35 protein-coding genes are annotated in these 23,194 nt (G+C 60.8%); 5 read left to right on the top strand and 30 right to left on the bottom strand.

Annotated features, from left to right (window positions below):
- The 28 genes from RBB32_RS00175 to RBB32_RS00040 all read right to left on the bottom strand — a co-directional run bounded on the left by RBB32_RS00175 (position 1) and on the right by RBB32_RS00040 (position 19,659).
- Positions 1 to 438 (bottom strand): GNAT family N-acetyltransferase, encoded by a 438-nt coding sequence (locus RBB32_RS00175; protein WP_306150649.1) that lies wholly within the window; start codon positions 436 to 438, stop codon positions 1 to 3.
- On the bottom strand, positions 435 to 1,052 hold the full coding sequence (locus RBB32_RS00170) for a hypothetical protein (protein ID WP_306150648.1): 618 nt from the start codon (positions 1,050 to 1,052) through the stop codon (positions 435 to 437). The genes RBB32_RS00175 and RBB32_RS00170 overlap by 4 nt, the downstream gene beginning before the upstream one ends.
- Positions 1,049 to 1,687 (bottom strand): hypothetical protein, encoded by a 639-nt coding sequence (locus tag RBB32_RS00165; protein WP_306150647.1) that lies wholly within the window; start codon positions 1,685 to 1,687, stop codon positions 1,049 to 1,051. Before RBB32_RS00165 ends, RBB32_RS00170 begins: the two co-directional genes overlap by 4 nt.
- Positions 1,687 to 3,864: a hypothetical protein gene (locus RBB32_RS00160; RefSeq protein WP_306150646.1), complete on the bottom strand. Its 2,178-nt coding sequence runs from the start codon at positions 3,862 to 3,864 to the stop codon at positions 1,687 to 1,689. The genes RBB32_RS00165 and RBB32_RS00160 overlap by 1 nt, the downstream gene beginning before the upstream one ends.
- Before the next feature lie 285 nt (positions 3,865 to 4,149).
- Positions 4,150 to 4,518 (bottom strand): hypothetical protein, encoded by a 369-nt coding sequence (locus tag RBB32_RS00155; protein ID WP_306150645.1) that lies wholly within the window; start codon positions 4,516 to 4,518, stop codon positions 4,150 to 4,152.
- A gap of 8 nt (positions 4,519 to 4,526) precedes the next feature.
- Positions 4,527 to 4,955 (bottom strand): phage tail tube protein, encoded by a 429-nt coding sequence (locus RBB32_RS00150; protein ID WP_306150644.1) that lies wholly within the window; start codon positions 4,953 to 4,955, stop codon positions 4,527 to 4,529.
- Between the two features lie 39 nt (positions 4,956 to 4,994).
- Positions 4,995 to 5,348 carry a hypothetical protein gene (locus RBB32_RS00145; protein ID WP_306150643.1) on the bottom strand — a complete coding sequence of 118 codons (354 nt, stop codon included), beginning with the start codon at positions 5,346 to 5,348 and terminating at the stop codon, positions 4,995 to 4,997.
- Positions 5,348 to 5,599 carry a hypothetical protein gene (locus RBB32_RS00140; RefSeq protein WP_306150642.1) on the bottom strand — a complete coding sequence of 84 codons (252 nt, stop codon included), beginning with the start codon at positions 5,597 to 5,599 and terminating at the stop codon, positions 5,348 to 5,350. Before RBB32_RS00140 ends, RBB32_RS00145 begins: the two co-directional genes overlap by 1 nt.
- 4 nt (positions 5,600 to 5,603) lie before the next feature.
- Positions 5,604 to 6,083, bottom strand: a complete 480-nt coding sequence (locus RBB32_RS00135; RefSeq protein ID WP_306150641.1) for a hypothetical protein — start codon at positions 6,081 to 6,083, stop codon at positions 5,604 to 5,606.
- Positions 6,083 to 6,439 (bottom strand): head-tail adaptor protein, encoded by a 357-nt coding sequence (locus tag RBB32_RS00130; protein ID WP_306150640.1) that lies wholly within the window; start codon positions 6,437 to 6,439, stop codon positions 6,083 to 6,085. Before RBB32_RS00130 ends, RBB32_RS00135 begins: the two co-directional genes overlap by 1 nt.
- Entirely contained in the window at positions 6,439 to 6,720 is a 282-nt protein-coding gene (locus RBB32_RS00125) for a head-tail connector protein (protein WP_306150639.1), read from the bottom strand. The genes RBB32_RS00130 and RBB32_RS00125 overlap by 1 nt, the downstream gene beginning before the upstream one ends.
- Positions 6,721 to 6,726: 6 nt before the next feature.
- On the bottom strand, positions 6,727 to 6,960 hold the full coding sequence (locus RBB32_RS00120) for a hypothetical protein (protein ID WP_306150638.1): 234 nt from the start codon (positions 6,958 to 6,960) through the stop codon (positions 6,727 to 6,729).
- 100 nt (positions 6,961 to 7,060) lie between these two features.
- Positions 7,061 to 8,365: a phage major capsid protein gene (locus tag RBB32_RS00115; RefSeq protein ID WP_306150637.1), complete on the bottom strand. Its 1,305-nt coding sequence runs from the start codon at positions 8,363 to 8,365 to the stop codon at positions 7,061 to 7,063.
- A gap of 15 nt (positions 8,366 to 8,380) precedes the next feature.
- Positions 8,381 to 9,214 carry a head maturation protease, ClpP-related gene (locus RBB32_RS00110; RefSeq protein WP_306150636.1) on the bottom strand — a complete coding sequence of 278 codons (834 nt, stop codon included), beginning with the start codon at positions 9,212 to 9,214 and terminating at the stop codon, positions 8,381 to 8,383.
- The gene (locus tag RBB32_RS00105) at positions 9,211 to 10,440 is read right to left on the bottom strand and encodes a phage portal protein (RefSeq protein ID WP_306150635.1); all 1,230 of its coding nucleotides are present in this window, start codon (positions 10,438 to 10,440) and stop codon (positions 9,211 to 9,213) included. Before RBB32_RS00105 ends, RBB32_RS00110 begins: the two co-directional genes overlap by 4 nt.
- Positions 10,437 to 12,158: a terminase large subunit domain-containing protein gene (locus RBB32_RS00100; protein WP_306150634.1), complete on the bottom strand. Its 1,722-nt coding sequence runs from the start codon at positions 12,156 to 12,158 to the stop codon at positions 10,437 to 10,439. Before RBB32_RS00100 ends, RBB32_RS00105 begins: the two co-directional genes overlap by 4 nt.
- Positions 12,139 to 12,501, bottom strand: a complete 363-nt coding sequence (locus tag RBB32_RS00095; RefSeq protein ID WP_306150633.1) for a hypothetical protein — start codon at positions 12,499 to 12,501, stop codon at positions 12,139 to 12,141. Before RBB32_RS00095 ends, RBB32_RS00100 begins: the two co-directional genes overlap by 20 nt.
- A 197-nt stretch (positions 12,502 to 12,698) precedes the next feature.
- A complete protein-coding gene (locus tag RBB32_RS00090; RefSeq protein ID WP_306150632.1) occupies positions 12,699 to 13,073 on the bottom strand; it encodes an HNH endonuclease in 375 nt (124 codons plus the stop codon).
- A gap of 444 nt (positions 13,074 to 13,517) precedes the next feature.
- Positions 13,518 to 13,694: a hypothetical protein gene (locus tag RBB32_RS00085; protein ID WP_306150631.1), complete on the bottom strand. Its 177-nt coding sequence runs from the start codon at positions 13,692 to 13,694 to the stop codon at positions 13,518 to 13,520.
- A gap of 13 nt (positions 13,695 to 13,707) precedes the next feature.
- Positions 13,708 to 14,454 (bottom strand): hypothetical protein, encoded by a 747-nt coding sequence (locus RBB32_RS00080; RefSeq protein WP_306150630.1) that lies wholly within the window; start codon positions 14,452 to 14,454, stop codon positions 13,708 to 13,710.
- Positions 14,451 to 15,026, bottom strand: a complete 576-nt coding sequence (locus RBB32_RS00075; protein WP_306150629.1) for a hypothetical protein — start codon at positions 15,024 to 15,026, stop codon at positions 14,451 to 14,453. The genes RBB32_RS00080 and RBB32_RS00075 overlap by 4 nt, the downstream gene beginning before the upstream one ends.
- On the bottom strand, positions 15,026 to 15,745 hold the full coding sequence (locus RBB32_RS00070) for a helix-turn-helix domain-containing protein (RefSeq protein ID WP_306150628.1): 720 nt from the start codon (positions 15,743 to 15,745) through the stop codon (positions 15,026 to 15,028). Before RBB32_RS00070 ends, RBB32_RS00075 begins: the two co-directional genes overlap by 1 nt.
- A complete protein-coding gene (locus RBB32_RS00065; protein WP_306150627.1) occupies positions 15,742 to 16,101 on the bottom strand; it encodes a hypothetical protein in 360 nt (119 codons plus the stop codon). The genes RBB32_RS00070 and RBB32_RS00065 overlap by 4 nt, the downstream gene beginning before the upstream one ends.
- Positions 16,094 to 17,206 carry a hypothetical protein gene (locus RBB32_RS00060; RefSeq protein WP_306150626.1) on the bottom strand — a complete coding sequence of 371 codons (1,113 nt, stop codon included), beginning with the start codon at positions 17,204 to 17,206 and terminating at the stop codon, positions 16,094 to 16,096. Before RBB32_RS00060 ends, RBB32_RS00065 begins: the two co-directional genes overlap by 8 nt.
- Positions 17,203 to 17,394: a hypothetical protein gene (locus tag RBB32_RS00055; RefSeq protein ID WP_306150625.1), complete on the bottom strand. Its 192-nt coding sequence runs from the start codon at positions 17,392 to 17,394 to the stop codon at positions 17,203 to 17,205. The genes RBB32_RS00060 and RBB32_RS00055 overlap by 4 nt, the downstream gene beginning before the upstream one ends.
- Positions 17,391 to 18,380 (bottom strand): PcfJ domain-containing protein, encoded by a 990-nt coding sequence (locus RBB32_RS00050; RefSeq protein ID WP_306150624.1) that lies wholly within the window; start codon positions 18,378 to 18,380, stop codon positions 17,391 to 17,393. The genes RBB32_RS00055 and RBB32_RS00050 overlap by 4 nt, the downstream gene beginning before the upstream one ends.
- The gene (locus RBB32_RS00045) at positions 18,377 to 19,126 is read right to left on the bottom strand and encodes a hypothetical protein (protein WP_306150623.1); all 750 of its coding nucleotides are present in this window, start codon (positions 19,124 to 19,126) and stop codon (positions 18,377 to 18,379) included. The genes RBB32_RS00050 and RBB32_RS00045 overlap by 4 nt, the downstream gene beginning before the upstream one ends.
- Positions 19,123 to 19,659 (bottom strand): hypothetical protein, encoded by a 537-nt coding sequence (locus tag RBB32_RS00040; protein WP_306150622.1) that lies wholly within the window; start codon positions 19,657 to 19,659, stop codon positions 19,123 to 19,125. Before RBB32_RS00040 ends, RBB32_RS00045 begins: the two co-directional genes overlap by 4 nt.
- A 167-nt stretch (positions 19,660 to 19,826) precedes the next feature.
- Between RBB32_RS00040 and RBB32_RS00035 the strand changes: the two genes are divergently transcribed.
- The gene (locus tag RBB32_RS00035) at positions 19,827 to 20,156 is read left to right on the top strand and encodes a hypothetical protein (protein WP_306150621.1); all 330 of its coding nucleotides are present in this window, start codon (positions 19,827 to 19,829) and stop codon (positions 20,154 to 20,156) included.
- Between the two features lie 14 nt (positions 20,157 to 20,170).
- Here the strand turns inward: RBB32_RS00035 and RBB32_RS00030 are convergent, their stop codons facing one another.
- Both RBB32_RS00030 and RBB32_RS00025 read right to left on the bottom strand, forming a co-directional pair.
- Positions 20,171 to 20,602, bottom strand: coding sequence for a hypothetical protein (locus RBB32_RS00030; RefSeq protein WP_306150620.1), 432 nt, complete (start codon positions 20,600 to 20,602; stop codon positions 20,171 to 20,173).
- Complete coding sequence (locus RBB32_RS00025; RefSeq protein ID WP_306150619.1) at positions 20,599 to 20,820, bottom strand: hypothetical protein; 222 nt, start codon at positions 20,818 to 20,820, stop codon at positions 20,599 to 20,601. Before RBB32_RS00025 ends, RBB32_RS00030 begins: the two co-directional genes overlap by 4 nt.
- An 89-nt stretch (positions 20,821 to 20,909) precedes the next feature.
- Between RBB32_RS00025 and RBB32_RS00020 the strand changes: the two genes are divergently transcribed.
- From RBB32_RS00020 to RBB32_RS00005, 4 genes are all read left to right on the top strand, one after another.
- Positions 20,910 to 21,263, top strand: a complete 354-nt coding sequence (locus tag RBB32_RS00020) for a helix-turn-helix transcriptional regulator (protein ID WP_306150618.1) — start codon at positions 20,910 to 20,912, stop codon at positions 21,261 to 21,263.
- Positions 21,264 to 21,431: 168 nt separating this feature from the next.
- On the top strand, positions 21,432 to 21,791 hold the full coding sequence (locus tag RBB32_RS00015) for a hypothetical protein (protein WP_306150617.1): 360 nt from the start codon (positions 21,432 to 21,434) through the stop codon (positions 21,789 to 21,791).
- Between the two features lie 47 nt (positions 21,792 to 21,838).
- Positions 21,839 to 22,174 (top strand): hypothetical protein, encoded by a 336-nt coding sequence (locus RBB32_RS00010; RefSeq protein WP_306150616.1) that lies wholly within the window; start codon positions 21,839 to 21,841, stop codon positions 22,172 to 22,174.
- Positions 22,175 to 22,318: 144 nt separating this feature from the next.
- Entirely contained in the window at positions 22,319 to 22,834 is a 516-nt protein-coding gene (locus RBB32_RS00005; RefSeq protein ID WP_306150615.1) for a hypothetical protein, read from the top strand.
- The last annotated feature ends 360 nt before the right edge of the window (positions 22,835 to 23,194 follow it).

Genomic DNA, 23,194 nt, shown 5'->3' with positions numbered 1-23,194 from the left:
TCAGACCCCTTTCAAATAGATGCGTTCCGCCGGGGCATAGCCCGCCGCGCGGTAAAACTGTTCCGCCTCGCGCCCCGTCTGACTGACCGTCAGAACGTCCGCGCCAATCTCTCTTGCCCACGCCTCGAAGGCGCGTTGCATGGGCCGCGCCCAATGCCCGCGCTGCGCCGGGTCAACCCATCGCAACACGCAATCGGCCTGCACGCCGGGACACCACAGCCCGGCCCCGGCCTGCGCCACCATGACGCCGACAGCCGCGCCGCGTGCCTCGGCCACCCAGACCGCGCCCATGCGGTCCCCGATCAACCGGCGCAACGTATGCGCGCACTGGCCCGCGTGATGGGCTTGGCCGGGGTGCAACTCGGCCCGCGCCGCCCGCAGGATGTCCGCAAGCGCCGAAATGTCGTCATGCCCCGCAGGGCGTAGCCATCCCGTCATTCGGGGGCCTGCCCCCACCAGACTTTCCAGCCGCCCACAACGGCCACGTCCTTGAAAAAGGCGTCGTTGGGATCGCGCCGCCGCTGGCTGGCATCGCTGCGCCGCTCGGGCGATTTGCGGGTCAGTTCTTGAGTGAACGACTTGCAGTTCAGATCAATGCCGCCCGCCTCGCCCGCCTTGGGCGTGCGGATCGTGGCCTTGTCCACAAAGCCGGTAAAGCGCGCCACCGCAGGCGCGACCAGTGTATGACCCACCGGATCAAACCAGCCGCGAAAAATCTCAACGCGCGCGAAACGCAAGTCGCGGGTGCGCACGATTTCTTCGCCCTTCGGATCAAGCTGACCCAACTGGATTTTGACCGATTGCACCGTCAGGCCCGAGGCGCGCGATACGTCACCCACCCCGACAACGCCACCGCCCGAAAAACTGCGCGACTGGGCCGTGTCGGTGATCGGGTCGATGATCTGCGCCGTGACCTGCCCCACGTCAGACCAAAGCCCGACAGGGGCCGGTGCGCCGGCCTCGCGATCACGCGGCACGAACCACAGGAAATCGCGCACCACCACCTGCCCCGACTGGATCAGGGCCTCAACATTCGCATTACGTGGAATCATCGGATTTCCTGTATTGCCTCGAAAACGACCTTGCGGTGCAGCATCGACACGCGCGGATCGTCCAGCGATCCGGGCATCAACCGAAGCTCCAACACAGCAGGCTGGATCGTCACCGTGTCACCGGCCTGCACCGCCGCGCGCACATGCGGTTCAACCTCCAAATCGGGCGTAACCCCGCCGCCATCGGACACACCGCCCGACAGAAGGCGGAAATACTCGTATCCCCCAGCGCCGGTGGTTACGCCGATCCTGTCTCCGACCGAGAACACCAGACCGGCGGGCACTCCGCTGATCGACAGCGCGGCCCGATCCGCGCGCACCGCCTGCACCACGGGGCTGGCCGCCCCAAGCGCCGCCTGCCCCGGCGCGTCACCGTCAAGACTGGCAAGCGTATCGCGCCGCACGTCATGGCCGATGAAGGTCAGAAGCGCGCCGCGCAACCGGCCAAAATCGGCCATCACCGCATCGGCCTCGCTATGCGTCATCGGCGCACTTTCGGCGCTCATCAGCCACCGCGCCGGGCCAAGGTCGCGCGCCGTGACCGCACCCCCGGCCACCGGGCTTAACTCCTGCGTCTGACGCAAGGCGAGGCGCACAATGCGCCAATTATGGGGCGCGATCAGATCAGGCAGCATCAGCTTTCGCCCTCCCATGCCCGCGAATGGCGGCTGTGCTTGGCGTTGACCATGGCCTCGAAGACCTTGCCTTCGAACTCTCGCGCCTGTTGCTGCAACTGCGCATCAATCCGCGCCACGGTCGATGGGTCAGCCCCGCGCGCATCAATCACCGGGGCGTAAGTCAGTTGCGGCGCGGCACCACCGCCCGCGCGGTCCATCATCCGCTCCGTGGCCGCCCGCGACGTGACATGCGCAGGCCCCGGCACCAGAACGCCGTTAACCAACTCGGTGCCCCGCTCGGCAACCCGACCAATCTTGCCCGAGGGGATGAACCCCCCGTTGTCAAACAGGCCCGCGAAAGCCCCCAGGATACCCGAGGCGGCACCACCCCCGAAACCGAATGACCCGATCCCGGCGCTGATAAGCTGATTGCTGATCTGCGAAAGGGCATTGCCGACGAAATCCTTCAACGCGCGGCCCAAGGATTTCGCCCCGGTGATCGCCGACTTGAATGCCCCCGCGAACCCTTGGCCCAGCATCTGGGGAATGTGCAACAGGCCAGCCCCGTCAACCGCCCCGGCAAGCTGATCGGCGGCCCTCTGCAAAGCCGCCTGCGGGCCACCTGACCCGCCTTCGATCCCAAGGCCAAGCCCTGCCATCAGGTCGCGCCCGATGCGCATGAACACGCGCGAGGGAGACTTGATCCCGAAAACATCCTTGATCGATTGTGACAAACCTTCGAACCGCTTGGCCTGCCGGGCCTTGAAGGCCTCCCATTTCTCATCGATCCCGGCCTTGATTCCGTCCACGATATTACGCCCGATATCCAGCGCCGCGGATATGGCCGCCGCCGCCGAGTCACGAATAGAAGCCGCCAGATCGGCCCCGAACTGCGCCATGCGGGCAGGCAAATTAGAAAGGCCCTCACCCAGCCAATCAATCACAGCATTGCCAAGGTTGAACGCCGCCAAACCAGCTCGCGCCGCCCCTGCGTCAATGGCATCGCCAATACGGGTCCAAAACTCGGGCTTGTGCCACGGCACCGAGGCCATAGCCTCGGTCACGCGCTGAATCGCCCCGGCATAGTCGCCTTGAGAAATACTATCCCGCATCAAATCAACCCAAGTGCGCGTCGATTCAACCAACTCCCAAAACCTGGTATTTAGTTCGATATTGCGCGACTTGATGTTTCCCATGGCGTTCACAACCCCCGGAACCGACCGCACCAACCGATCCCAATTTGCCCACAGCGCCGCCGCCGCGCCTGCCGCCGCCGCGATACCCAAGACCACCGCGCCAAGCGGCGAGGCTAGCGCCGCCAACCCGGCGGCCATCGCCCCCAAGATGAAAACCACCGGGCCAATCGAGGCGGCCAAGGCCGCGCCGATTCCGATGATCCTTTGCATACGCGGCGACAGCGCCGAAAACTTTGCCCCCAGGTCGGCCAGCCATTCGGCCATGCGCTTGAGCGTGGGCGCAAGCGCCACCGCCAATTGATTGGCAAGCCCACGCGACACCAACCCAAGCGCCGAAATCGCGTCGTTCGCCTCCTCGATCTGGTCCGCTTCCAGTTCGGTGACGGTGACGCCGAAGCGCTCCAATTCCTCATTGGCCGCCGCGATGGTGGCGGCATCCATGCGCCCCGCCGCGATGCCCGCGCGATCCCCGAACAGATCCGCCGCAACCGCCGCCTGTTCTGCCGCCGGGACGGTATCGGCAATCGCCCGGTTGATCACCGCGATCTTTTGGTCAAGGTCCATATCGGCCAAATCCTCGGCCTTGAGGCCCAAGCGCGCCAAGGCCTTGACCGCAGGTCCGGTGCCCTGCGCCGCGTCCCCCAGTCGCTTGGTCAACTGCCGCCCGATCTGCTCCAACTCGCCGGTCGATACCCCGGCCCGGTCCGCCGCCCGCGCCAGAACCTGCATCGACTTGGTGGAAGTGTTGAGCGACTGCGCCATTTTCGATTGCGCATCGACCGTCTGCATGGATGACCGCAAGGCCGCCCCACCCATGGCCACCATCGGCGCGGTGATGCCAAGCGACATCTTCTTGCCGATCCCCCGCATATTGCGGCTTGCCTTGGTCAGTCTCCGCTGCAAGCCATTCATCGACGCTTGCGCGCGCTTCGCGCCCCGCTCGAAAGCGGCACTATCCAGACTGAGAAGCGCGCGCAACGCGCCGATTTCAATAGCCATCAGGTCACCTTTTTGCACCCCAAGCGGCGGCCAGCACTTCGCACATGGCCTGCAATTCTTCGGGTGTCTGCTTTTTGGGTTTCGCTTTACTGCCCACGAAATCCGCCAAACTCGGCGGGTTCTTCAGGTGGGGCATCATGGCCCCCCACCACACATGCGACCGTTCGACCTCAAGGCGGCGCGCGGCCCCCTTCATTTCGATCAGGTAGATGCGTGGTGTGAGGGTCCAGAACCGCGCCGGATCAAGGCCCGCCGCGATGTAGTTTTCCAGAAGGCTCGGGATATCTAGGGCCGCTTTTTCCCCGGCCCCTTCGCGTTTCCCGCCGGTGCGCCCTTTGCCCCGCCTTCCCCTTCATCGGGGAATGATGCCTCGATCAACGAACCGACGGCCTCGGGGTCAGCCGCGAAAACATCGTCAGCCAACCAACGATCCGCTTCATCCCCATGATGCCGCTGCAAGGCCTCCAAGATGATATCGCGCATGATCGCCATCGGCGGCACCCACGCCTCCCCGGCCCCTTCGGGCGGCGTCAGCTTGGCTAGGAAATCCTGACCGTGCTTTTCCTGCAATTCGGCCAAACCCGAAAACCCCAAGAACAGCGTGTAATTCGTGCCATCCACCGCGACGGTGGTCTTACCCGTTACCTTGCCCATGCCTCACCTCACTCTGCGGCTAGAAGCTGGGGCTTGCCGCTTGTCCGGGTGACGGTTGCGGTGGCCTCCATTTTTCCAATTGGCGACAACTCCGGTGTTTCATACCCAGCAAAAGCCCCGACGAACTGCATACGCACGCCGTTGGGGAAGGTGATCTGCATATTGCCGGGGTCGGCATGGAACGCGTCAAAAAGCGTGTCGGTTTCCGAAGGCACCCAGTTCAAGGTCAGGCTTACGTCGCCGGTGTCAAAAAGCGCCATGACGTATTCCTTGTACTTGTCAGGCGATTTGAGGTGGGTGGCCTCCTCTTTATCGCGGGTCAGTCCGGGCGGGGTGATGCTGACCACCTCGGCAATCGCGGTGAAGGTTTCGGGATCGCCACCGTCGCCAATGGCGAACTCCGAGTCATACCCGATATTAGCTTGCGTTTCAGGCATCGTTTCTTCCTTTCGATAAAAGCCGGGCACCCCGGCGGGTTACTCTCGATAGGTGATCGAGAAGGTCAAAGACACGCCGTGCAAAAGCTGCGTGTCATCGTCTTTGGTGTCGCGGATGATTTCTAGGAACGCGCCCAGAACAGGACCGCCGCGATACCCCTCAAGAACGGCCCTTACCTCGCGGCTAGCCGTGATCGCCTCCAGATAGGTCTTGCCGTAGCAATCAATCTGCACCCGGCCCATCATCAGGCCCTTGCCCTTCAGATGCATGTCGCGCCGCCCGCCTGTGCGGAACATCACCGCGCGCGGCGTTGACGTGCCGCTGCCAAGCGTGCCCCACGCAATGGGAAAGCTCACCGCGCCGGAAAGCAGGGTGTAAAGATGCTCCTCCATCAGCCCGCCACCATATCCGCGATGGCCTGCAATTCGGGACACATCGAAAGGGTGACGTGGCAAACCCCATCCTCGAACCGGGCATCGGTCTGGATATGGCGCTTGGCGTCAATCTCGCCAAAAGCGATCATCGCGCACTTGGCCGGGTCATCATCGGGCGCGGCTTCAAAATGCGCCTGCATCGCACCAACCGCCCTGGCCAGCGCATCGACATTGCTTTTCACCTGGATTGAAAGAACCGTCTTGGCCATCACGTCACCCCTTTGCCGCCTTTTTCGCCGCCCGCGCTTGCGTCTTCTGGATTTCATCCCAAAGCCGCTCTCCAAGCCCATCAAGCATCTGGCCCTTGTAGGCATCCCACGCCGGTTGCAGCATCGGCTGCGGCGCAACCGACCCCCGAAACGATCCGTTTTTCGTGTACCGCGGGCCGGTGCCGAACTCGATCAAATGCGCCTCGGGGGTGCCATTGGCCCCACCCGGCGCGCCCACGAACATGTTGATCACGCTGCGCCCGCGCCGCGCGTGACTATCGCCCCGCTGGCCCCCGGCAATGCGCGATGTGACCCGAAACACCTTGTCATCCGATCCCGGCCAAAGCGCATTCGCCAAGGACGCGACGGGCTGCAATTCCTTTTTCAGCGCCCGCCGCCCCACGCCCTTCGCGGTGCCCGCCGCCAATTCGGCCAGCGCCTTTTCGATGTCGCGGCCACCCTCAAATTTCATGTTGACGGACATCAGACCACCGGCCCCTCGATCACCAGGTAAACCCAAGCGCGATCCGTGATCGCGTCGACCTCGACAATGTTGTATTCAACGCCGGGAAATTCCCCCGACAGATCGCCGCGCCTCGTGTCCCGCGCCCGCCAATCGGTGGTGATTTGCCGGGTGGCGCTGTCATTGCGCAGTTTGACCTTGAACACCGCGCGGCCCGCCAAGCGCGCTGCCTCAACCGCCTCTGATCCTTTCTGATAGATCACGGCGCAGCGGCGCTCGAACTGCTCGGACCAACCAACCGCAGGGCCGCCGAAAGCGTCCTTGCCGCCACTTGGCGCATCAAAGACGAAAGCCTCGGACAGCTTACCGGGGGCCATCACAGAAAGACCCGGTAATTGGCCAGCATCATCTTGATCGATGCAGGCAGATCATCCATTTCCGCCGCTTCCCGATCCGCGTAGTACCGGGCCGCCAAGATCATCACCGAGGACACCACGGGGGCAGGCAAGCCTTGCGGATAATCCGCGCCAAGGTCGCGGCGCAGATAATCACCCACAAAGCCCTCCGCTGCATCGATATAGCCCTGCAACAACTGGTCATCGTCATCATGCTCGATGACCAGATGTTGCTTGACCTGCCCCAATTCCACGATTGACATCAGGTCTTAGCCTTTCGCCTTGGCGTCGGCATCGACCTTCGCCTTGGCGTCAGCATCAGAACCCGCCGCCGCATTCAGCTTCGCACCGCGCTCACGCAGTTCCTTTTCGCTGGTTTCAACCGCGAATTCCTTATTTAAAAGGTTTTTCAGCACCTTTTCATCGTCCGGGGTTTTGCAATCGATGGTATAGCCAACACCGGCATGCAGCATGCCAAACTTGGTAAGCTGCGTGCGGTTCATCAAAACAGTGACTTTCGCCATGGTCTTATCCTCATTGAATGAATGAGGGGGCCGCGATGATCGCCGCCCCCTTCTGTCGTGTCCTCAAGCGCCCCGCCGATTAGGCGAAGGTGAAGTCGCCCGTCACAAGCGAAGGCGCACGGCGTACCGCCAAGGCCAAACGCTTGGTGGCCTTCATGGTTTTCATACCATCCACGAAGTTGGTGCCATGCTCCGAGGAAATCAGCACCTCGGTTTCCATGCGGTCATAAAGACGCGCCGCCATGCGCATCGCACCCACAAGCCAACTCCCCGCCGTCATCGAATTGCTTTCGACAACCGGCAAGCGCCACAGCGCCGGGCCAGCCGGGGCATCCGGGCCACCGATGATGAATTTGCCAGTCGCGGTTTCGCGCTGCAATTCAATGGCCGCCCAATCCGCCGGGTTCAGCACCATGCCATCGGCGGCATAGTCATTCAGCACAACCTGCAACACCGCAAGGCGCAGTCGCTCGATCCGGTCAGTATCGGGAAGGCCCGCCGCCGCCGAAAAGGCCGTGGCATCGGTAATGAGGCCCGACAAGTTTTCACCCGTGCCATCGCCAGCAAGGATTTGATTTTCCTCGGCAAGGTCCAGACCATAGCGCAATTCGCCATCGATCTCGCCCGCAAGCTGCGCGGAATCGGCCAAGGCCTCATCCGAGATATGCGTGACATGGCTGATCTTTTTCACGATCACCTGCGCCTTGGTCCAGCCATAGCTGGATTCCGGCGCGGCACCTTCTTCGGCAACAGCCGCCGCCGCATTGGCGCGGGTGGTCTGCTTGGTGTAGTCGATAACGCCCGCGCCGGTCTGCACCACGTCCAAAAGGTCGCGAATGCGCAATTGACGCCGCGCCATGTTCACCGGCACCTCATCGCGATCCGACCAGATCAGGCCACCGCCCGACCCACCGGCGGTAGTGATCGCTGCGTTCACATCAGTGCGGAAGTTGCCCGGCATACCGTTGGCAACCCATGCCTTGAGATCATCGGCCTCGGCAACCGTTGCGCCCACGGTCGTCGCCGCACCGCCACCGCCCCCCCGGCCCTGCGCCACAACCTGTTCCAGATCGGCATTTCGGGTTTCAAGGGCCTCAAGGGTGCCTTCAAGTTTCGACACCTTTTGAGTTGATTCATTGAAGGTGACCAGCAGCTTGTCCAACTCGGCCTTGGTATCCTCGCTGACGCGGCCCGCGCGCTCTGCGTCTTTGAGGGCCTTTTCGGCCTTCGGCATCAGGTTTTCGCGAACCTCCGACAGATCGTTTTTCAGGCCGGTCAAGGCTTGGGCAACATCGCCCGTCGCTTCCGCACGCGGGGTCATCAGCACGCCCACCGGGCGCGCAGCATTGTGGGCCGCGAGGGCGGCCATTGCATCACGTTTCATAGTGATTGCTCCTTTTCAGGTTTTCAGGGATGCGCGGAGTCCATTGATCTCCGCCACGATATCCACAGCCTCGGGCATGTGGGTTGGGGTAGCGCCCGGCATACCCCCTTTGACTTCGCGCAGAAGATCGCGCGCCGCACTTCGGGGAAGCCCGGCCCGCGCTGCGAGAATGTCGAATTGCTTTTCGGCGCGCAGGGCCTTGGCCGCCTCTGCATCGCCATCAACGGTAATTTGATCCGCCGCCAACAGGTCATCGGCAAAGCCCTGATCAACCGCGCCCTGGCCGTTGATCCAAGTCTCTTGGTCCATCATGGTCGACAGCTTGGCGGCATCGATCCCGGTGCGCGCGTGGTAGACATCCGCCAAGGCGGTGTCGAAAGGCTCCAACCAATCGGCCACCTCGCGCAGGGCGTTCCGGTCCCCCATGGCCAAAACCCAACTGTTATGGATCATCAAGAACGCGGCGCGACCGATGCGCACCTGATCGCCCGCCATCGCAATCACCGATGCCGCACTTGCCGCAAGGCCAAGCACTTTCACCGTCACCTCGGCGCTATGCTCACGCAGAAGGTTGTAGATCGCCAACCCCTCGAAAACATCGCCGCCGGGGCTATTGATATTCACCGTGACCGGGCGATCCCCGATGGATCGCAGCGCGCCCGCAATGCGCTTGGCCGTGACCCCATCGCCCCAGATATCCGCCCCGATGGGGTCAAGGATGGAAATGCTGGCATCGTCATTCGCCTCGGCCCGCAAGTCGGGACTCCAACGATTGAGGGCTGTCAGGCTAATATCGCTGCGCACACCGGGGCGCGCGCCGACCTCGACTTTTGGCAAATCGCGTTTCATGTCTCATCCTTTCCGAGATCCTTGAGTGGGGCCAAGGCGGTTTGCGCCAGCAACTCATCCGCCGCCGGGTCCGGGTGCCGCCGCAGGTTCAGTTTCTCGCGCCGCTCGTTTGCAGTCATGGTGCCGGATTGGCCCATCTTGGCCATGAATTCAGACTTGGACTTGCTGTCCATCTGCAACATGGCCTCGCGGTTAAACTCGAAATACCAGCGACCACGCTTTCCGACCGGGATAAGATCGGCATTCATCCGCGCCTCGATCCGGCGCAGCATCGGGTTGATCCCCGTGGTCAGCCAAGAAAGCATGATGCTTTCGACGCCGGTCCCCCACATCGTCTGGCCTTCGGCGGCATGGCCGATGATGATCGGCGGCATGCCAAACCAGCGGCAAATATCCTCGACCTGAAAACGCCGGGTTTCCAAAAGCTGCGCATCCTCGGGGTTCATTTGCAACTGATCGAAGGACAGCCCCGCTTCCAGCGTCATGATTTTACCGGCTTTCTTTGACCCCGAATATGTCGTGATCATCGCCTGCAATTGGTCGCGCTGCTCGGGCGTCAAAATCTGGTCTGACTGCAAAACACCCGAAGGCATCATTGCGTTATCAAAGACGGTCGATGCCGTGTTATCCGCCGCCAAGGCTGCGCCAAAAGATTGCACCCCGTATTTGACCGCAGACAGGCCAAGCCCATCGCCGCCGCCGAAGCCGCGCAGGTGAAGCACCTTTTCGGCGGGCAGGGTGTAGGCCCTGCCGTTTTCGGTCACACGGTAATCAAACTGCCCGTCGCCACGACGCCGGGGAACAACCGACAGAAGCGGGCGCAACCCAACCAGACGCGGCCCGATGGTCAGCTTTTCGGCGTAGCCGTTGCCGCGCAACAGGGCATGGGCCACGACGCCCTCCCAAAACTCGACCGAGGTTTGAACACCATTCGGCTTTACCGTCAGGATGCGCGCCAGATCATTATCGATCCTTTCACGGCTACCATCGGGCTGCTTTTCCATCAGGTCCAATGGCAATGTGGCGATCAATTGCGCCGTGCGACTGACACATGCCCAAACCGAGGAAAGCTTTAAAACCGTTTCCGATGACACCGTTGTTCCAGCATTTGACAGAAGGCCAAAATCGCTAAACAGTTGCTCGCCCGACAAGGCGACCCACCCGGATTCCCCGGCGGACAATTCCGCTTTGATGCCGCGAAACGCGGCGCGCATCAGGTTGATCATACGTTCATCACCGGGTTGTTAAGAAATTGCGACAAGTCTTTTTTTACTGGCGCTTGCGGGTTCCAGCTCATCAGCATCACCGTATTGAACAAGGCCATCAACGGATCGATCTTGGCCGTGCCGCTTTGTGCCTTGGTCACGATTACGGCGTTGCCGCGCGATTCGGTTTTGGCGTTGCCCACGCACCAACTCATGAGTTGCTGGCCGCAATGCAGCATCGTACCGTTTTTCAGTTTGACCGGGGCCGTTTTGATCGCCGCGTTCAGCTTGTAGCCTTGGCTGATCGACGCGATATCCTCGATACAGAACCCGGCATCGACCAGCGCATCGATGATTGATCCAACCCCCTCGGGGTCCATGCCGATCCCGTTTTGCTCGGGGAACAACCCCGCATCGCGAATCCGACAGCACAGATCAACGATCTCCGGGTTTGCCTCATCCTCGATATTGTCGACCAAGACCAGATCGCCCGCTTGCTCAAGGTCCAGCAACTCAGGCGCAATTGACTTGCGCAGCTTTAGAACGTCGCGATCCGCCCAGGCCCGCCCCCAATGCAGCCATTGCTTTGTTTCGGCATGACGCCCGGTCACTGCCAGCCCCAACAAATCGTCAAGACCGCCGCCATCGACACCGGCCACGACCACCTCGCAAACCGCCAAAAGGTGGTCTAGGTCCATTTCCGGGCGCGCGGCCCGCGTCCAGTAATCCGCCCCAACCCATCGGTTCGAATGCAGGCCAAGACCGATCTGGATATTGAGGTGCTGACTCGCCCAAATCTGCTCCGCCTCGGGCGAGGTGCTACCGTTGTTTTCATAATCCTGTTCCAGCCGCTTGCGGCTGACTGACTTGCCAAGATTGGGCAACACGAAATCCCAATTGGACCGCTTGCGCCAAAAACTTTCCTTCTTTTGCAATGCCTCTGGGAACTCGTACAGCACCGGCAACATGATTGGTTGCGCCCCGGCCTTGCCATCTCGGATGGCGCGCGCCTTTTCCAACTCGGCCCGCCAAATGCCGGTCGGCTCTTTGTCCGACTGCGTGGTGATCATCAAAAGCTGGCCGCCCGTGGTGGTGATGCTACCGCCGCGAATTTGCTGCATCACCTGCAACGCACCCGCTTTTTTTCCCAACTCGTGCAACTCGTCTATGATCGTCAGGATCGGGATTTCCCCGGTGACGATCTTGGTATCGAAGGTTTTTACATCCAGGCTTGTGCCAGTCGAATAGCGGCTAATCCGCTTGAGATGATCTTGGATATGAAAAACCTTCACCAACTGCGGGTCCAGCCGGATCATGGCTTGAGCTTGATCAAAGCACCGTGCCGAAATGTTTTGGCTTGGCCCGATCAAAAGCATTTGGGCGTTTGGTGTATCCTCCATATAAAGCGCCGTTAGCGCCAAGGCCGCCACGTAAGTGGACTTGGAATTTTTCTTTGGCACCATGCAAAGAAGTTCCCAAACCAAGCGATCTTTGGTTTCCGGGCATTCGCTGGCCAGAAAGGCAACCAGCACGTCGCGAAACCACTCTCCGCAAGCGTCCCGCATAAGGGGGTTGCCCGCCACATCTGGCAGGCGCAAACGATTGAAAAACGCCAGCGCCTTGCGGGCCTTTTCTTCATTGACCGGCACATCGGCCATAGGCGTCTGACCAGCCTTGATCTTTGACCACCAATCCGGGCAGGCAAAGCGGGGCAAGTCTTCAGTGTGGTCTAAAGGCACGGCTGGCCTCTTTGTCCAATTCCGCGCTCAGATCATCCTCTGCCGAGTTCGCGTCCAAAGCGCGCTGCGCCTTGACCCCGATGGATTCCTGCTTTGGATCATCGGCCATTTCATGCTCGATAATCTCGCGCTCGATCTTATCGGTGATCCGGTTCATTTCCTTGATCGCGGCCACGTTGCCCTTGTCTGCCTGCTCTTGCAGCCGGATCATGTTCCTGGCACGCGTTTCCGAAAGCGCCATCTTTTGGGCAAGCCGCGCGTTTACCTTGCCGGAATGAAAATAATGCTTGCGCAGCGTGGGCGCGGAAATACCCAAATGCTTTGCAATATCACCCACAGCCATTCCGGCCAACAGTAACACCCTGATTTTGCTTGCATTTTCTTTGGTCGGAACATGGCCGGTGCGACCCGCTTTACCCCGACCATCTGGAATGGGATCACCCAACAGGTCAAAATTCACCGCCATAGAAAAAAAACCTCCGACTGAGAATGCTGCCGGTTTGGGTTTCTGGGGTTTTTGGACTTTTGACCCACCCCCCCTTAAACCTCGCCGCGCCGCTCCATGCTTTGCTTTACGCTGTCATGCCACTGCTTGCTGACCGTTTGCAGGTTCGTTTCATCCCAGAACAACGCAGGATCACCCCGGTGCGGCACCTTGTGATCAAGCACCGGGCTATCCGGCGCATGCTTACGCCCAGACAATAGAACCCCGGTCTGACAGCAGATGTAACCATCGCGTGCATGAATCTTCGCTTTAAGATCACGCCAACGCTTGGTGTAGTACCACTTTCGCCACGGCTGCGCCTGACTGCGCTGCCGATCTAGATCAACCTGCGACTGACCCGCCGCGCGCCCCGGCCTTGATGCAACAGACCCAAGCCGCGAAGGCAGGCCGCGACCAGCCAGCTTTCCCATTGAAACCCTCTTTGCTTGAAACCCGCCCGGCGGGCAGACAGCCAGCAGGGACAAGGACACAGCAACGCGCCGGGCGGGGGATGCGGGGCGGCGCAACCCACGACCAACCCCCGCAACGCAAAAGCGCCCGCCGGTTTCCCGTGGGCGCATTTGTAGATGATGACACAAGGGGTAGTGATTCGGTGTCCTAATTGTCAAGCATTTTGTGATTCGTCCATTCCGACCGGATCACCCGAACATGCCGCCCAACCGCCGCCTCGGATAGCCCAAGTGCCTGCGCACACTCGCGATTTGTGCCGCCGAGGTGGGTGGATAACCACGCCCGAACCCGCGCGCAATTTTCTTCGCCAAGTGCCGCACCACGCCACCCTTTGGCCCGCCGGGCATCCTCGGCACAGGCCACACAGGCCCCGCCATCGCAATCGTTATGCAGCCGGTTATCCGTCACCAGATCAACTCACAGGCGCTAACGACAACCAAGAAAAGGCCGGTCACGAAAACGAACCCAAAAACGAAATCCAGAACCCCGCTGTCATCGCTGCGCCGCGCATCGGGCGCGAATGCCATGACAAACACACCAGATGCGACCATGAGCAATAGCCCGTAAAATATTCCATACATCTTCGATCTCCTTTCAAAATTCCACCGCCTGCACCCGCGAAACCGGCTGCGGCCCCATCATCCGGTCCAGCGCATCGCGCAAGGCCCCTCGCAGGGCGGCCACCGACTTGCCCGTCTTGGTCCAACCATGCGCTTTGAGAACATCGGCCAAGGTGCGCTCGTGAATACAGACCGCATCAACCAAATCCCGATCACTGATCAATCGCCGCGACCCCACCGCCGAGGGCCGCTGCTTGCGCACCTGCATGGCCACGCCGCCGCCGATCCGGGCGCGCAGCATGTCCAGACGCTCACGATCCCGCAACACCGCGTCGATGAACTCACCACCGCCACCGCCGCCACGATCCACGCGCCCCTCAAGCGAGGAACATTGAACCCCCGCGCTGGCATGGGCCTCGAACAAGGCCGCGTAGAAGCGCCCCATGGCCACCTGCCCAGGCGAAAACAGCACCTTACGCGCCTTCGCATGCATCACGTCAAAGGCATCGCCGACGCGCAGGGCACTTCGCCCGCGATAGCCAGAATACTCAGCCTTCCAACCATCCTCGCCATCGGGGTAAAGGGTGACGTCCTGAAAGACTTGGATCGTCCCGCGCGCCGGGGCATGGGGAATTTCCGGGCCGCATTCCGGCGGCACATGCCCCTTGTTGAAAACCTCCCAAACGCGCGCCGCCTCCTCCGCTGCCAGCTTATCGCGCCTGGCCTCGTACGCCCGCACCTTGGCGATTCCCTCGGCCTTCAACCGCTCCGCCCCGCTCATGCCGCACCGCCCTTCGCGTCGAACAATTCCTGCGCCCGCTCCTGCGCCCGAACATGGCCCTCAAGCCATGCCAGGTCGGCGGTACTGGCCAACCCCCTTTCCGCCTCGCGCTCGATCCGCGCCCGGCGGCTGCGGTTCGCGTCGGCGGCCTGCCGCATTTCATCGAGGCAATAGGGCGTGGGCGGGCGGCCATGCTTGCGCAGATAAGAAAACAGTTCGGCCAGATAGCCACCGGCCTGCGCCGCCTTGCCGCCTTCGCTTTGAATGTAGCTGCGCACAAGGCGGCTGACCGTCACGGGCGGGGCCTGAATACGCCGCGCCCAGTTGGAAATCGACACCTCCTTCGGCCAGCAATCGCGCCCCTTGCCGGTGGCGTTTGCCTCGACCACCTCGGCCAAGGCCTCCAAGGCATCAACGCTCATATAGGCCAGCCGCGCCGCCACCCGGTCCAGCATTGCGGCCTCATCGGCCACGCTCATCGACCGGGGGCGCACCATGCCCCGCTCTTTCAAAGGCTCGATCAGCACGGCCCACACCCGCGCCTTGCCCTCTCTTAGCGCCTCACCTTCCATCACTTGCCCCCTTTCTCTGCCATGCGCGCCGCTACCGCTTCGCGCTCCTCATCGGTCAGCAGACCAGCGCCCAGAACATGCTCCCAAATCCATGGCTGAACCTCATCGAAAGCGCCGATCTGACCTGCCCTGAAATTATCCACCGCCCGCTGCGCATCGCGCTGGACCATCGGGTTGTCACTCACGCGCCCCTCGCGCGCGCCTACGCCCGCGCGCGTGTCTGCGCCCGCGCCCGCGCCATGGTTTTTCCATGGTTTAGCTATATTATGGCCCGATGCATTTTTGCCCCCTTTTCCGGGCAAATTTGCCCCCTTTTGGGATGCGGATAAGGGGGCACCATTGCCCCCTTTTGGGGGTGCATTTTTGCCCCCTTTTATCGGCACAACCTGCGCCCGGCTGACAAAGCCATAAGACGATTTGTTGCCCCGTCCGATCCCGGCATCCCGCACCAGCCAACCCGCCTTGATCAGGTCATTCACGGCGCGCTTTGCGGTGTCTTTCGAACTGCCCAGAATGGCCGCAATCTCACCATGCGACGGGTCACACCGCATGGTGCGCACGTTGACGAAATCCAAGGCAAGCATATCGGCCACAAGCCGCGCGGTGGCGCTCAAACTGGTATCGCGCCGCACGCTCTCCATCCAGCCCCACCGCATACCCCGCCAATTTTCCTGCTCGATGATCCGGCCATGGGTGACCCGCTCACGCGCCGCGCTCATTCCTGCCCCCTTGCCTGCCATTCGGCCCACCACGCGCTTTGCAGATGCGTGATGTAGCGACGGGCCGCGCGGGTGCGATCCCCCACTGGCCCCTTGGTCTGATATTTCCCCATGCGCCACACCAGCAGCGGCAGCGCCGCGCGATGGCCCCACCGGCGCAACTCGGCCTTCACCAAGGCCTCGCAAGCCGCACCGCAATAAATCTGCCACTCGCGCGCCGGGGTGAAGCGCGCGCCGCAGCACGGATTGAAACAAACCCCCGGCACCCAAGGCGGCGCGGCGGTCAATTCCGGCTCGGCAAAGACACGAAACGGCTCAACCTCGAAATGCGCACGGGTGCCATGCGATCTAACCAACGCACTCACCTCCGCGCGCCTGACAAAGCGCGTCCTCTGTGTCGAAAATCCAATCGCCCTGGCTTTCAACAAACCGCCTTAGTTCCGCCCGTCCGTATCGCTTCGAAAATTGGCCTGCTGATCGCGGCTGATCGACCATGCCACGGATCACGCTAGACGGAACGGGCCGTCCATATGCTTCGCGTAGCTTCGGCGCGATCTCGCTATCTGCCGATACGATCCGGCGCAGCCTCTGCCACTGTGAAAGCGCGGGCCACAGCGACTGAATGAGGTTTTCCGCGCACTCCCACCACCACGCTAGTTGTGGATGGTCACGATGGAATGCCGCAACATGAGCTTCGCTCTTGAGAAAGCATCCATTGCAGTTCCCAAGCCAGCAATTTCCGTTGATGTTCGATAAGCGAAGATCAAATAGTTGATCCCGCCAGAACTGCGCCACGATCCTCTTGGTCACACCGGCATGGTTCAGCGGCTGCCAGACAGTCCAGCGGTCCTTGAACTTCACGCCTTCCGGCTTGATGCGGCGCGGCTCATCGGCGCGCAGGCCGACGCAGTTGATCCATTCAACCCAGCCAAGCGACATGAGAAATCGCTTGGCGGTTCTGACTTTAAGTTCAGTGGTGCAAAACCGACTGTTCTGGTTCGGCAGGAACTTCCTTAGAAGGATCAGGGCAAGGAACGGTTCACCATCGCGCGCGCAACTATTGTGCGACACCCTATTGAACCCGGCGGGGTTCATACTGCGCGCCCACCATTCGGCGAACAACGCGGCGTACTCCGCCCCGAAATGGCGCTCGACAAGCTCGTATTCTTCCGGTTTCAGCGCGCGGCGCGGTGCATATTCGAGCCAAACAATTGGAACACCCCAGCGATCCGCGCATTCCTGAACGAAATCGAGCGTCTGCCACATTTCCAGACCTGTATTTTGGAACGTGACAACAACCCGTTCTGGCAAAGTTCCATTGGCCCGCAAAAGCTGAAACAGCATGTAGGCAGACGTGCGCCCACCACTGAACGCGATCTGCACGTTGCCTTCTGGCAATGCGTATCGCCTCAAACGCCGTGCCACGGCATTTCCGGGGGCGGATGCGCGCGCGCCACTCATCGCCGCACCCCCTTGGAAAGCTGCACACGGCGCTTTTCGATGGCCGCCGAAACCCGGCCATTCACCTTGCCATCGACCCGCGCGCGGCGCTCGAACCCGTCCAACTCATCCAATGACGTGACCGAGGCCAGTTTGACCTCGAAAGGCGACGCTTTGCCGGTGGCGCGCTTGTAGTCCAGCGGGGTCATACGCGCCCCCCATGGATACCCCGATAATCGGTGGCAAATCGGTTTTCATTGTAAGCCTCGAAGGCCTGAAAGGCCGCTGCCCGCGCCGCCTTCGTCAGCGACGTATTGGCAAATCCCTGCACCTGGTCGATCCGCACCGTGGCACTCACCACACCGCCCGATGGATGCACAAAGGGCTTGGTCAACATATTGCAGGTGCCGCGCTCCGCCCCCTCGATCCGCAACACCACGGTGCGCATCTGCCGCGCAGCGCTTGCGTAACTGCGGATGCAGTGACGCATCAAAAGCCCTTCCTCGGCAAAGTCGCGCTCGGAACGCAGAAGGGTAAAGCGGTAGCCATCCACCTCATGCACCCAAGGCTCCGCCCATGGGGTGGGGTCTGCATCGGCGCGGGCCTGCTCCATCGCCTCCCGGTCATGTTCGCGCCGCATCCGTGCTTCTGACCATGCGGGGTTAACCGACACGCACATTTGCTCGGAATCTAAGTACAATGTCACCCTCGATTCGACAGCGCCGCTTCGCGCATCAGCCGAGCCGGAATGCGGCGCGGGGCAAGACACTGCCCATAAAACCGCCGGGCGAAAATACGCCTCCGACGCATAACACCCCGTCACATACCGCCATGCCCATGCGGGCACCTGCATGACCTCCTCGAAAGTCCACCCATACTTGACCATCAGGGCCAGCCGCTTGCCGTTGTGGTGGATCGTGGAATGATGAACCTCGCGCCACGCCGCCTTGCCGATCCGGCGGCGCACCTGCGGCACATCCTCGCGAAACCACAGAAGGATCGGCACGACCTGTTCGCCGCCGACCGCCTCCAACCGCTCCACGGTGCCGCCCATGAGGCTCAACGCAGACAACACCAGATGCGACCGCCCAAGCCCTGATTTTCGCACCCACGCACAGACAGGCCGGGGCTTCCACTCGGGAAACAGACCTTCCAAGATACGCTGATCTTGTGGGGATTGCTCCTGCTGCGTCATGCAAGCGTCCCTTCGTCAGAAGGGGCGCGTTGCCCGTCAGGCGATTTGCCTTGCAAATCTGCCGAAAGGGCCACCACCCCCTCGATCACGGCCATGCCATCCTCGGGGTAATCACCGGCCCGCGTCAGGCGCTTGCGCGCCCCCGTGCCGATCCAATGCAATTGCGTGGGCTTGCCGATATGCGGCTTGAACCAGATCACCCAGGCATAGCTTGTGGCGGTGCTGCCATGCTCTGACAGCGTGCCCTTGTGCATCACCACCCGCTCGGAAAACTGCAAAACATGGGTGGGCGGAGTCACGTCATACAGCCGCGTAAACCGCCCTGCCCCCTCAAGGAACGAGGTGCGCACCAGCATGGCCACCCCGACGCCCGAACACGCAAGCGCCCGCGCGATGAACCCCTCGGCCAGCCGATAGGGCGGGTTCGTGATCGTCCACGCCACGCGCACCTCGTCCTGCACCGGCATCAGGTAGTCATGCAGCGGAAAGCCCGCCCCGTAATCATGCACATCCGAGGCAATAACCTCGCGGAAATGCTCGGCCAGAACCCGCACAAGATGCCCGCGATTGGCCGCAGGCTCCCGCACATCGACCAATTGCAGGTATTGCAACAACTGCCCGCGCAGGAACTGGCACAACGCCCGGCCCGCCCAGGGCGGCGTCGGGAAATCGTCAAGGCTGTCATGCGCCTCGGCCCGCTGCGCCATCACGGCGCTTGATCTGTTCTGCCCCCCGCGCGCCATCACGCCACCCTCCGGCAATCGCGAATGACGGAAAATTCCAATATCTGGAAATCACTGCGGATCACCGCCACGCTCACGTCAAACGACCGGGCCAGAACGGCGACCGGCGGCAAAAGCCCCTTGGCCCGCATGCCCGTCAACGCCTCGCGCCGCCGCGCCGCGCGCGCCCGGTCGTTTCCACCGCGCCGCCTGCCACCGGGGCGCAGGGGCAATCCATCCCCCGCCACCTCGGCCAACGCCAGGCGCACGCGAAACGCCTCCATAACGTGATCCGGGTCAAACCCCGCAAGGGCGCAGGCCATGGCAAAATCAGGCCCGCCAAACCACCCCCGCGCCTGCCATCGCACGGCGTCACTATCCCGCGACAAGGGATCGAACACCAAGGTCCACTGTTGCAGGATCACCCCGGCCCACAAGCCACGACAGCGCGCCGGGGCCGAAGGATCATCCATGGCCGCCGCCAGTTCATCCGCGCCCATATCGCTAAACAGCGGGATTTCCGCACTCGCCCGCACAACCTCGCCCTGAACCGTCATGCCATCACCTCAAGATTTGCAAATTTGCAGCCACCGGCCCAAAGCCCGAACAATCGGGCGGCCCTTTGTGCGGACAAAAGTCCGAACAGCCCCATGGCCACAATGGACAAGGGGCTTATGGCGCTTAAAGTGACCACCGCAGATCGATCACGCGGAAAGGACCGCCCATGAAAACCCTCACCCCGGCCCTTGCAATCATGATTGCCACCGCTCCGGCCAGCGCCCAAAATACAAACGGGATTCAAAATCACCCGGTACAAGAACAGTTTATGACGGAACCCTGCGCCGCAGTGATCTCCACCATCGACAACGTCACGGCCACGCCGGAGGGTATTGGGAACATGGCCCTGGCCTTCGGGTTCCTCATGGGATTTGAAGCCGCGAACCCCGGCATCCGAGGCGACCACGAAACCGTCCTGATCCGCCTGCGCGCAGACTGCGCAGAAACCCCCAATAGCACGGCCATGAGCCTCTTGCGGGCGTACACCGCGCAATAACAACAGCCGCACCATCAAGCCGCCTCCAACCACGCGCGCGCCGCGTCGGGCCAACGCCGGAAGGCATGCACCACGTAAGCGCCGTTCACCCCGCCTTCGGCATTCCACCACTTTCGCGCCGCCCGCTCACTGACCCCGAAGGCCATCATCACGGCGCGCAGATCGGAAAAATTGGCGCGGATGAAACTTTGCCACAACTCGGGCATGGCGCGCTGCACCTCGTGCGGATCGGCCACCGGGCGCGCGCCCGGTAAAGCCGCCTGCGGCACCGACCCGCGAGACAACGCCGATTGATGCGCCTCGCGCGGAAAACCGGCCAAAGGTCCGGGCGATGGCCCGCACACATCGCGCGGTGCATCGCCACCCCGGCCCGTGCCATGCTCGGGATATGACCCATGCACATGCACCACGACCCCCGGCCCCGAATGCCACGGCCCGCCACTCATGCGGCGTCCTCGGGGGCATGAGGCGCACGCCGAAACGCAAACAGGCTGCGGTCGCAATTGATATCACGCTTAGCGCATTCGGCCTCGATCACGTCGAACCACGACGGCGGAAAAGCTTCATTGGAAACCGCATTGCTGATCGCCGCCTTGGACACCCCAAGAGCGCGCTCCAATTCCTTGCGGCCTATTGTTGTACAGATTTCAGATACGGTCATCATAACGGCAAGCTAGTACATAATTTATGTACTTTCAAGCGTTAAAAATTATGTACGTTCACATTTCATGTACCCAGATTGATAATTCACTCATGACTTATGATGAGAAAGCCTCTCTCGCCCGCACCGGCGACACCGGCAAGGAAGCCGCGGCAATCCGCCTTAGGGCTGCGCGAAAGTCAATCGGCCTAAGCCAGCCTGAACTTGGAAAGAAATCCGGGCTAACCAAAGCGGCAATAAGCAATGCGGAAGCTGCATCCTCGCTCCCAAGCAGGAAGGTTATGATTTACCTGTATCGAGAACACAGGATAGATTTTAACTTCATGATTTGTGGTGAGTTTTCCCAACTTCCCGGCGATGTTCAGGATCGCCTTTTTGAGACGCTTTCCGAGACAGAAAGTGGACAGGATCAAACACAAGGTTCAGGTTCACACCCCAGCGACTAAGCGGACGGCCAATAACAAACACAAAATACCCCCCCATGGACCCCTCCAATGTTCTTCAAAAGTTCTCACAGACTAAGAGAGCAGTATGTAGGGCGTCAACGGCGCGAGGCGCGCGCGATGTGGATAACACCTTAAGGATTTGGAAACACGACAAAGAAAGAAATGATGATGATTAGAGTTATCTTTGCCGCCGCTGCAATTGCGCTATTGGGTGGAAACCCCGCCCTTGCTCAGTGCGCCGATATCACTGACAGCGAAAAGCGCCTCGAATGTTACGACGCCATGGCAAATCAAGCTTCAGGCGTATGCGAGATCGAAGACTTCAACTACTCAACTCGCGGATCATACTTAAAGGTGACGGGCGCAATGACCTGCGCAGACGGCAAGATGAATTACCGCCTCTACGATGGAGACGACAACTTTTTGACTGCGGGCTTCACCTATTTTGAAGGATACGCGCTAACCATTCTGGAGAGAATTGAAGCGCCGGATCGCCTGAATATCAAGTACTCCATAGAACAGCGCTGATCTGGAAGGGCGGAAAGGTTTGAGGAGCCGAGGAGGGAAGGCGTAGCGTGGAGGCAATGGCGTTCATAGATATCTTTGTGGCCGTGTTAATTGCTGCTTATGCAATGATCGGTGGAGCGTTTCTAAGCGCAGCATTAACAGCGCCTAAAAACACGTTGAAGATTTTGGCCGCCATGTCTCAACACTTGTTCGAGTTCCTAATTTTTGGGCTAGCCCTTGTCGCGACAGGGCCAATTACATTCCTTCTTGGCGCACTGTCTATTTTTGACAATCCGTTCTTATGGATTGGTGTTGCACACCTTCTGCTCTGCCTCGCATTCTATGCGTGCTATGTGGTATCTATTATACTCATCGATGATAGCGAGGACGACGATGGTCGCTAGAAACGACAACTTCCCAACTGCTGGCTTTACCTATTTTGAAGGATATGCGCTAACCATCCTGGAGCGAGTTGAAGCGCCAGATCGCTTGAATATCAAATACTCCATAGAACAGCGCTGATCTGGAAGGGTGGAAAGGTTTGATCTGTGCTCGATTTTCTTTCAGGCCTAATTTATGGCTTGCCGAACTGGGTGCCTGTGCTGACCTCTATTGTGGCCACGACTATTTCAATCGCAGCCTATCGCAACAGCCTCCCGCCGACCAAGCCGATGGTTTTTGCCGAGATAATGAGCCACGGCGACCTTGGCGCATGGGTGCGATTAACCATCAGGAACAAAACACGCCACACCGTACGCGCTCTCTCCGCCTCCGATCCGTCAGGCTCACAACGCCTTGCTCATTCACCACAAGAAAACGGCGAAACGCCACACCCACCAAAACCATCTTCGCCGGACGATCGCTGCAACAGCGTTTCGCTTGGTTTTGATATCCCCCCGGACTCGGAAGCAACCGCCGTGATCGCGGTTTTTAGAGACCCCATTGATAGCGACATATTCACCATTTCCTGTTCGATCCGACTTATGCGCGCCGCCAGCAAAACAATCACAATCCCCGCTCCTGTCGAAATACCCGACAAAAACAGCGATATCGCAACCAGATAACCTTCCATCTTATTCACCTTTCCGCCCCGCTTCGGCGGGGCTTTTTAATTCCGGCCCCGCCCTTCCGACACCGCCAATATAGCGCAGTGATTCTTCGACGTATATGTTCGGGTAAATATTTTATGTACCAATGTTCTTGACGGTACATTATTTATGTACGACATTCGGCCCCATCACAACCGATGGAGGCACCGCAATGCACCCCCTTCCCCAACAGATCAATGAAGCCCGCGCCGTGGTCACGGACCCGGCCCGCTTTGCCGCGCAACCCGCCGTGATCGCCACCGCATGGGCCACGCTGAAAGAGGCGCAAGGCAATCCCGTCCGGTTCGACCGCCTGCCCACCCCGCCCTGCGCCCC

Source organism: Roseovarius sp. MMSF_3281, from assembly GCF_030733685.1.
Classification (GTDB): domain Bacteria; phylum Pseudomonadota; class Alphaproteobacteria; order Rhodobacterales; family Rhodobacteraceae; genus Roseovarius.
Note: the sequence above shows the minus strand (reverse complement) of the source record. Positions and strands in the feature narration are given on the sequence as shown.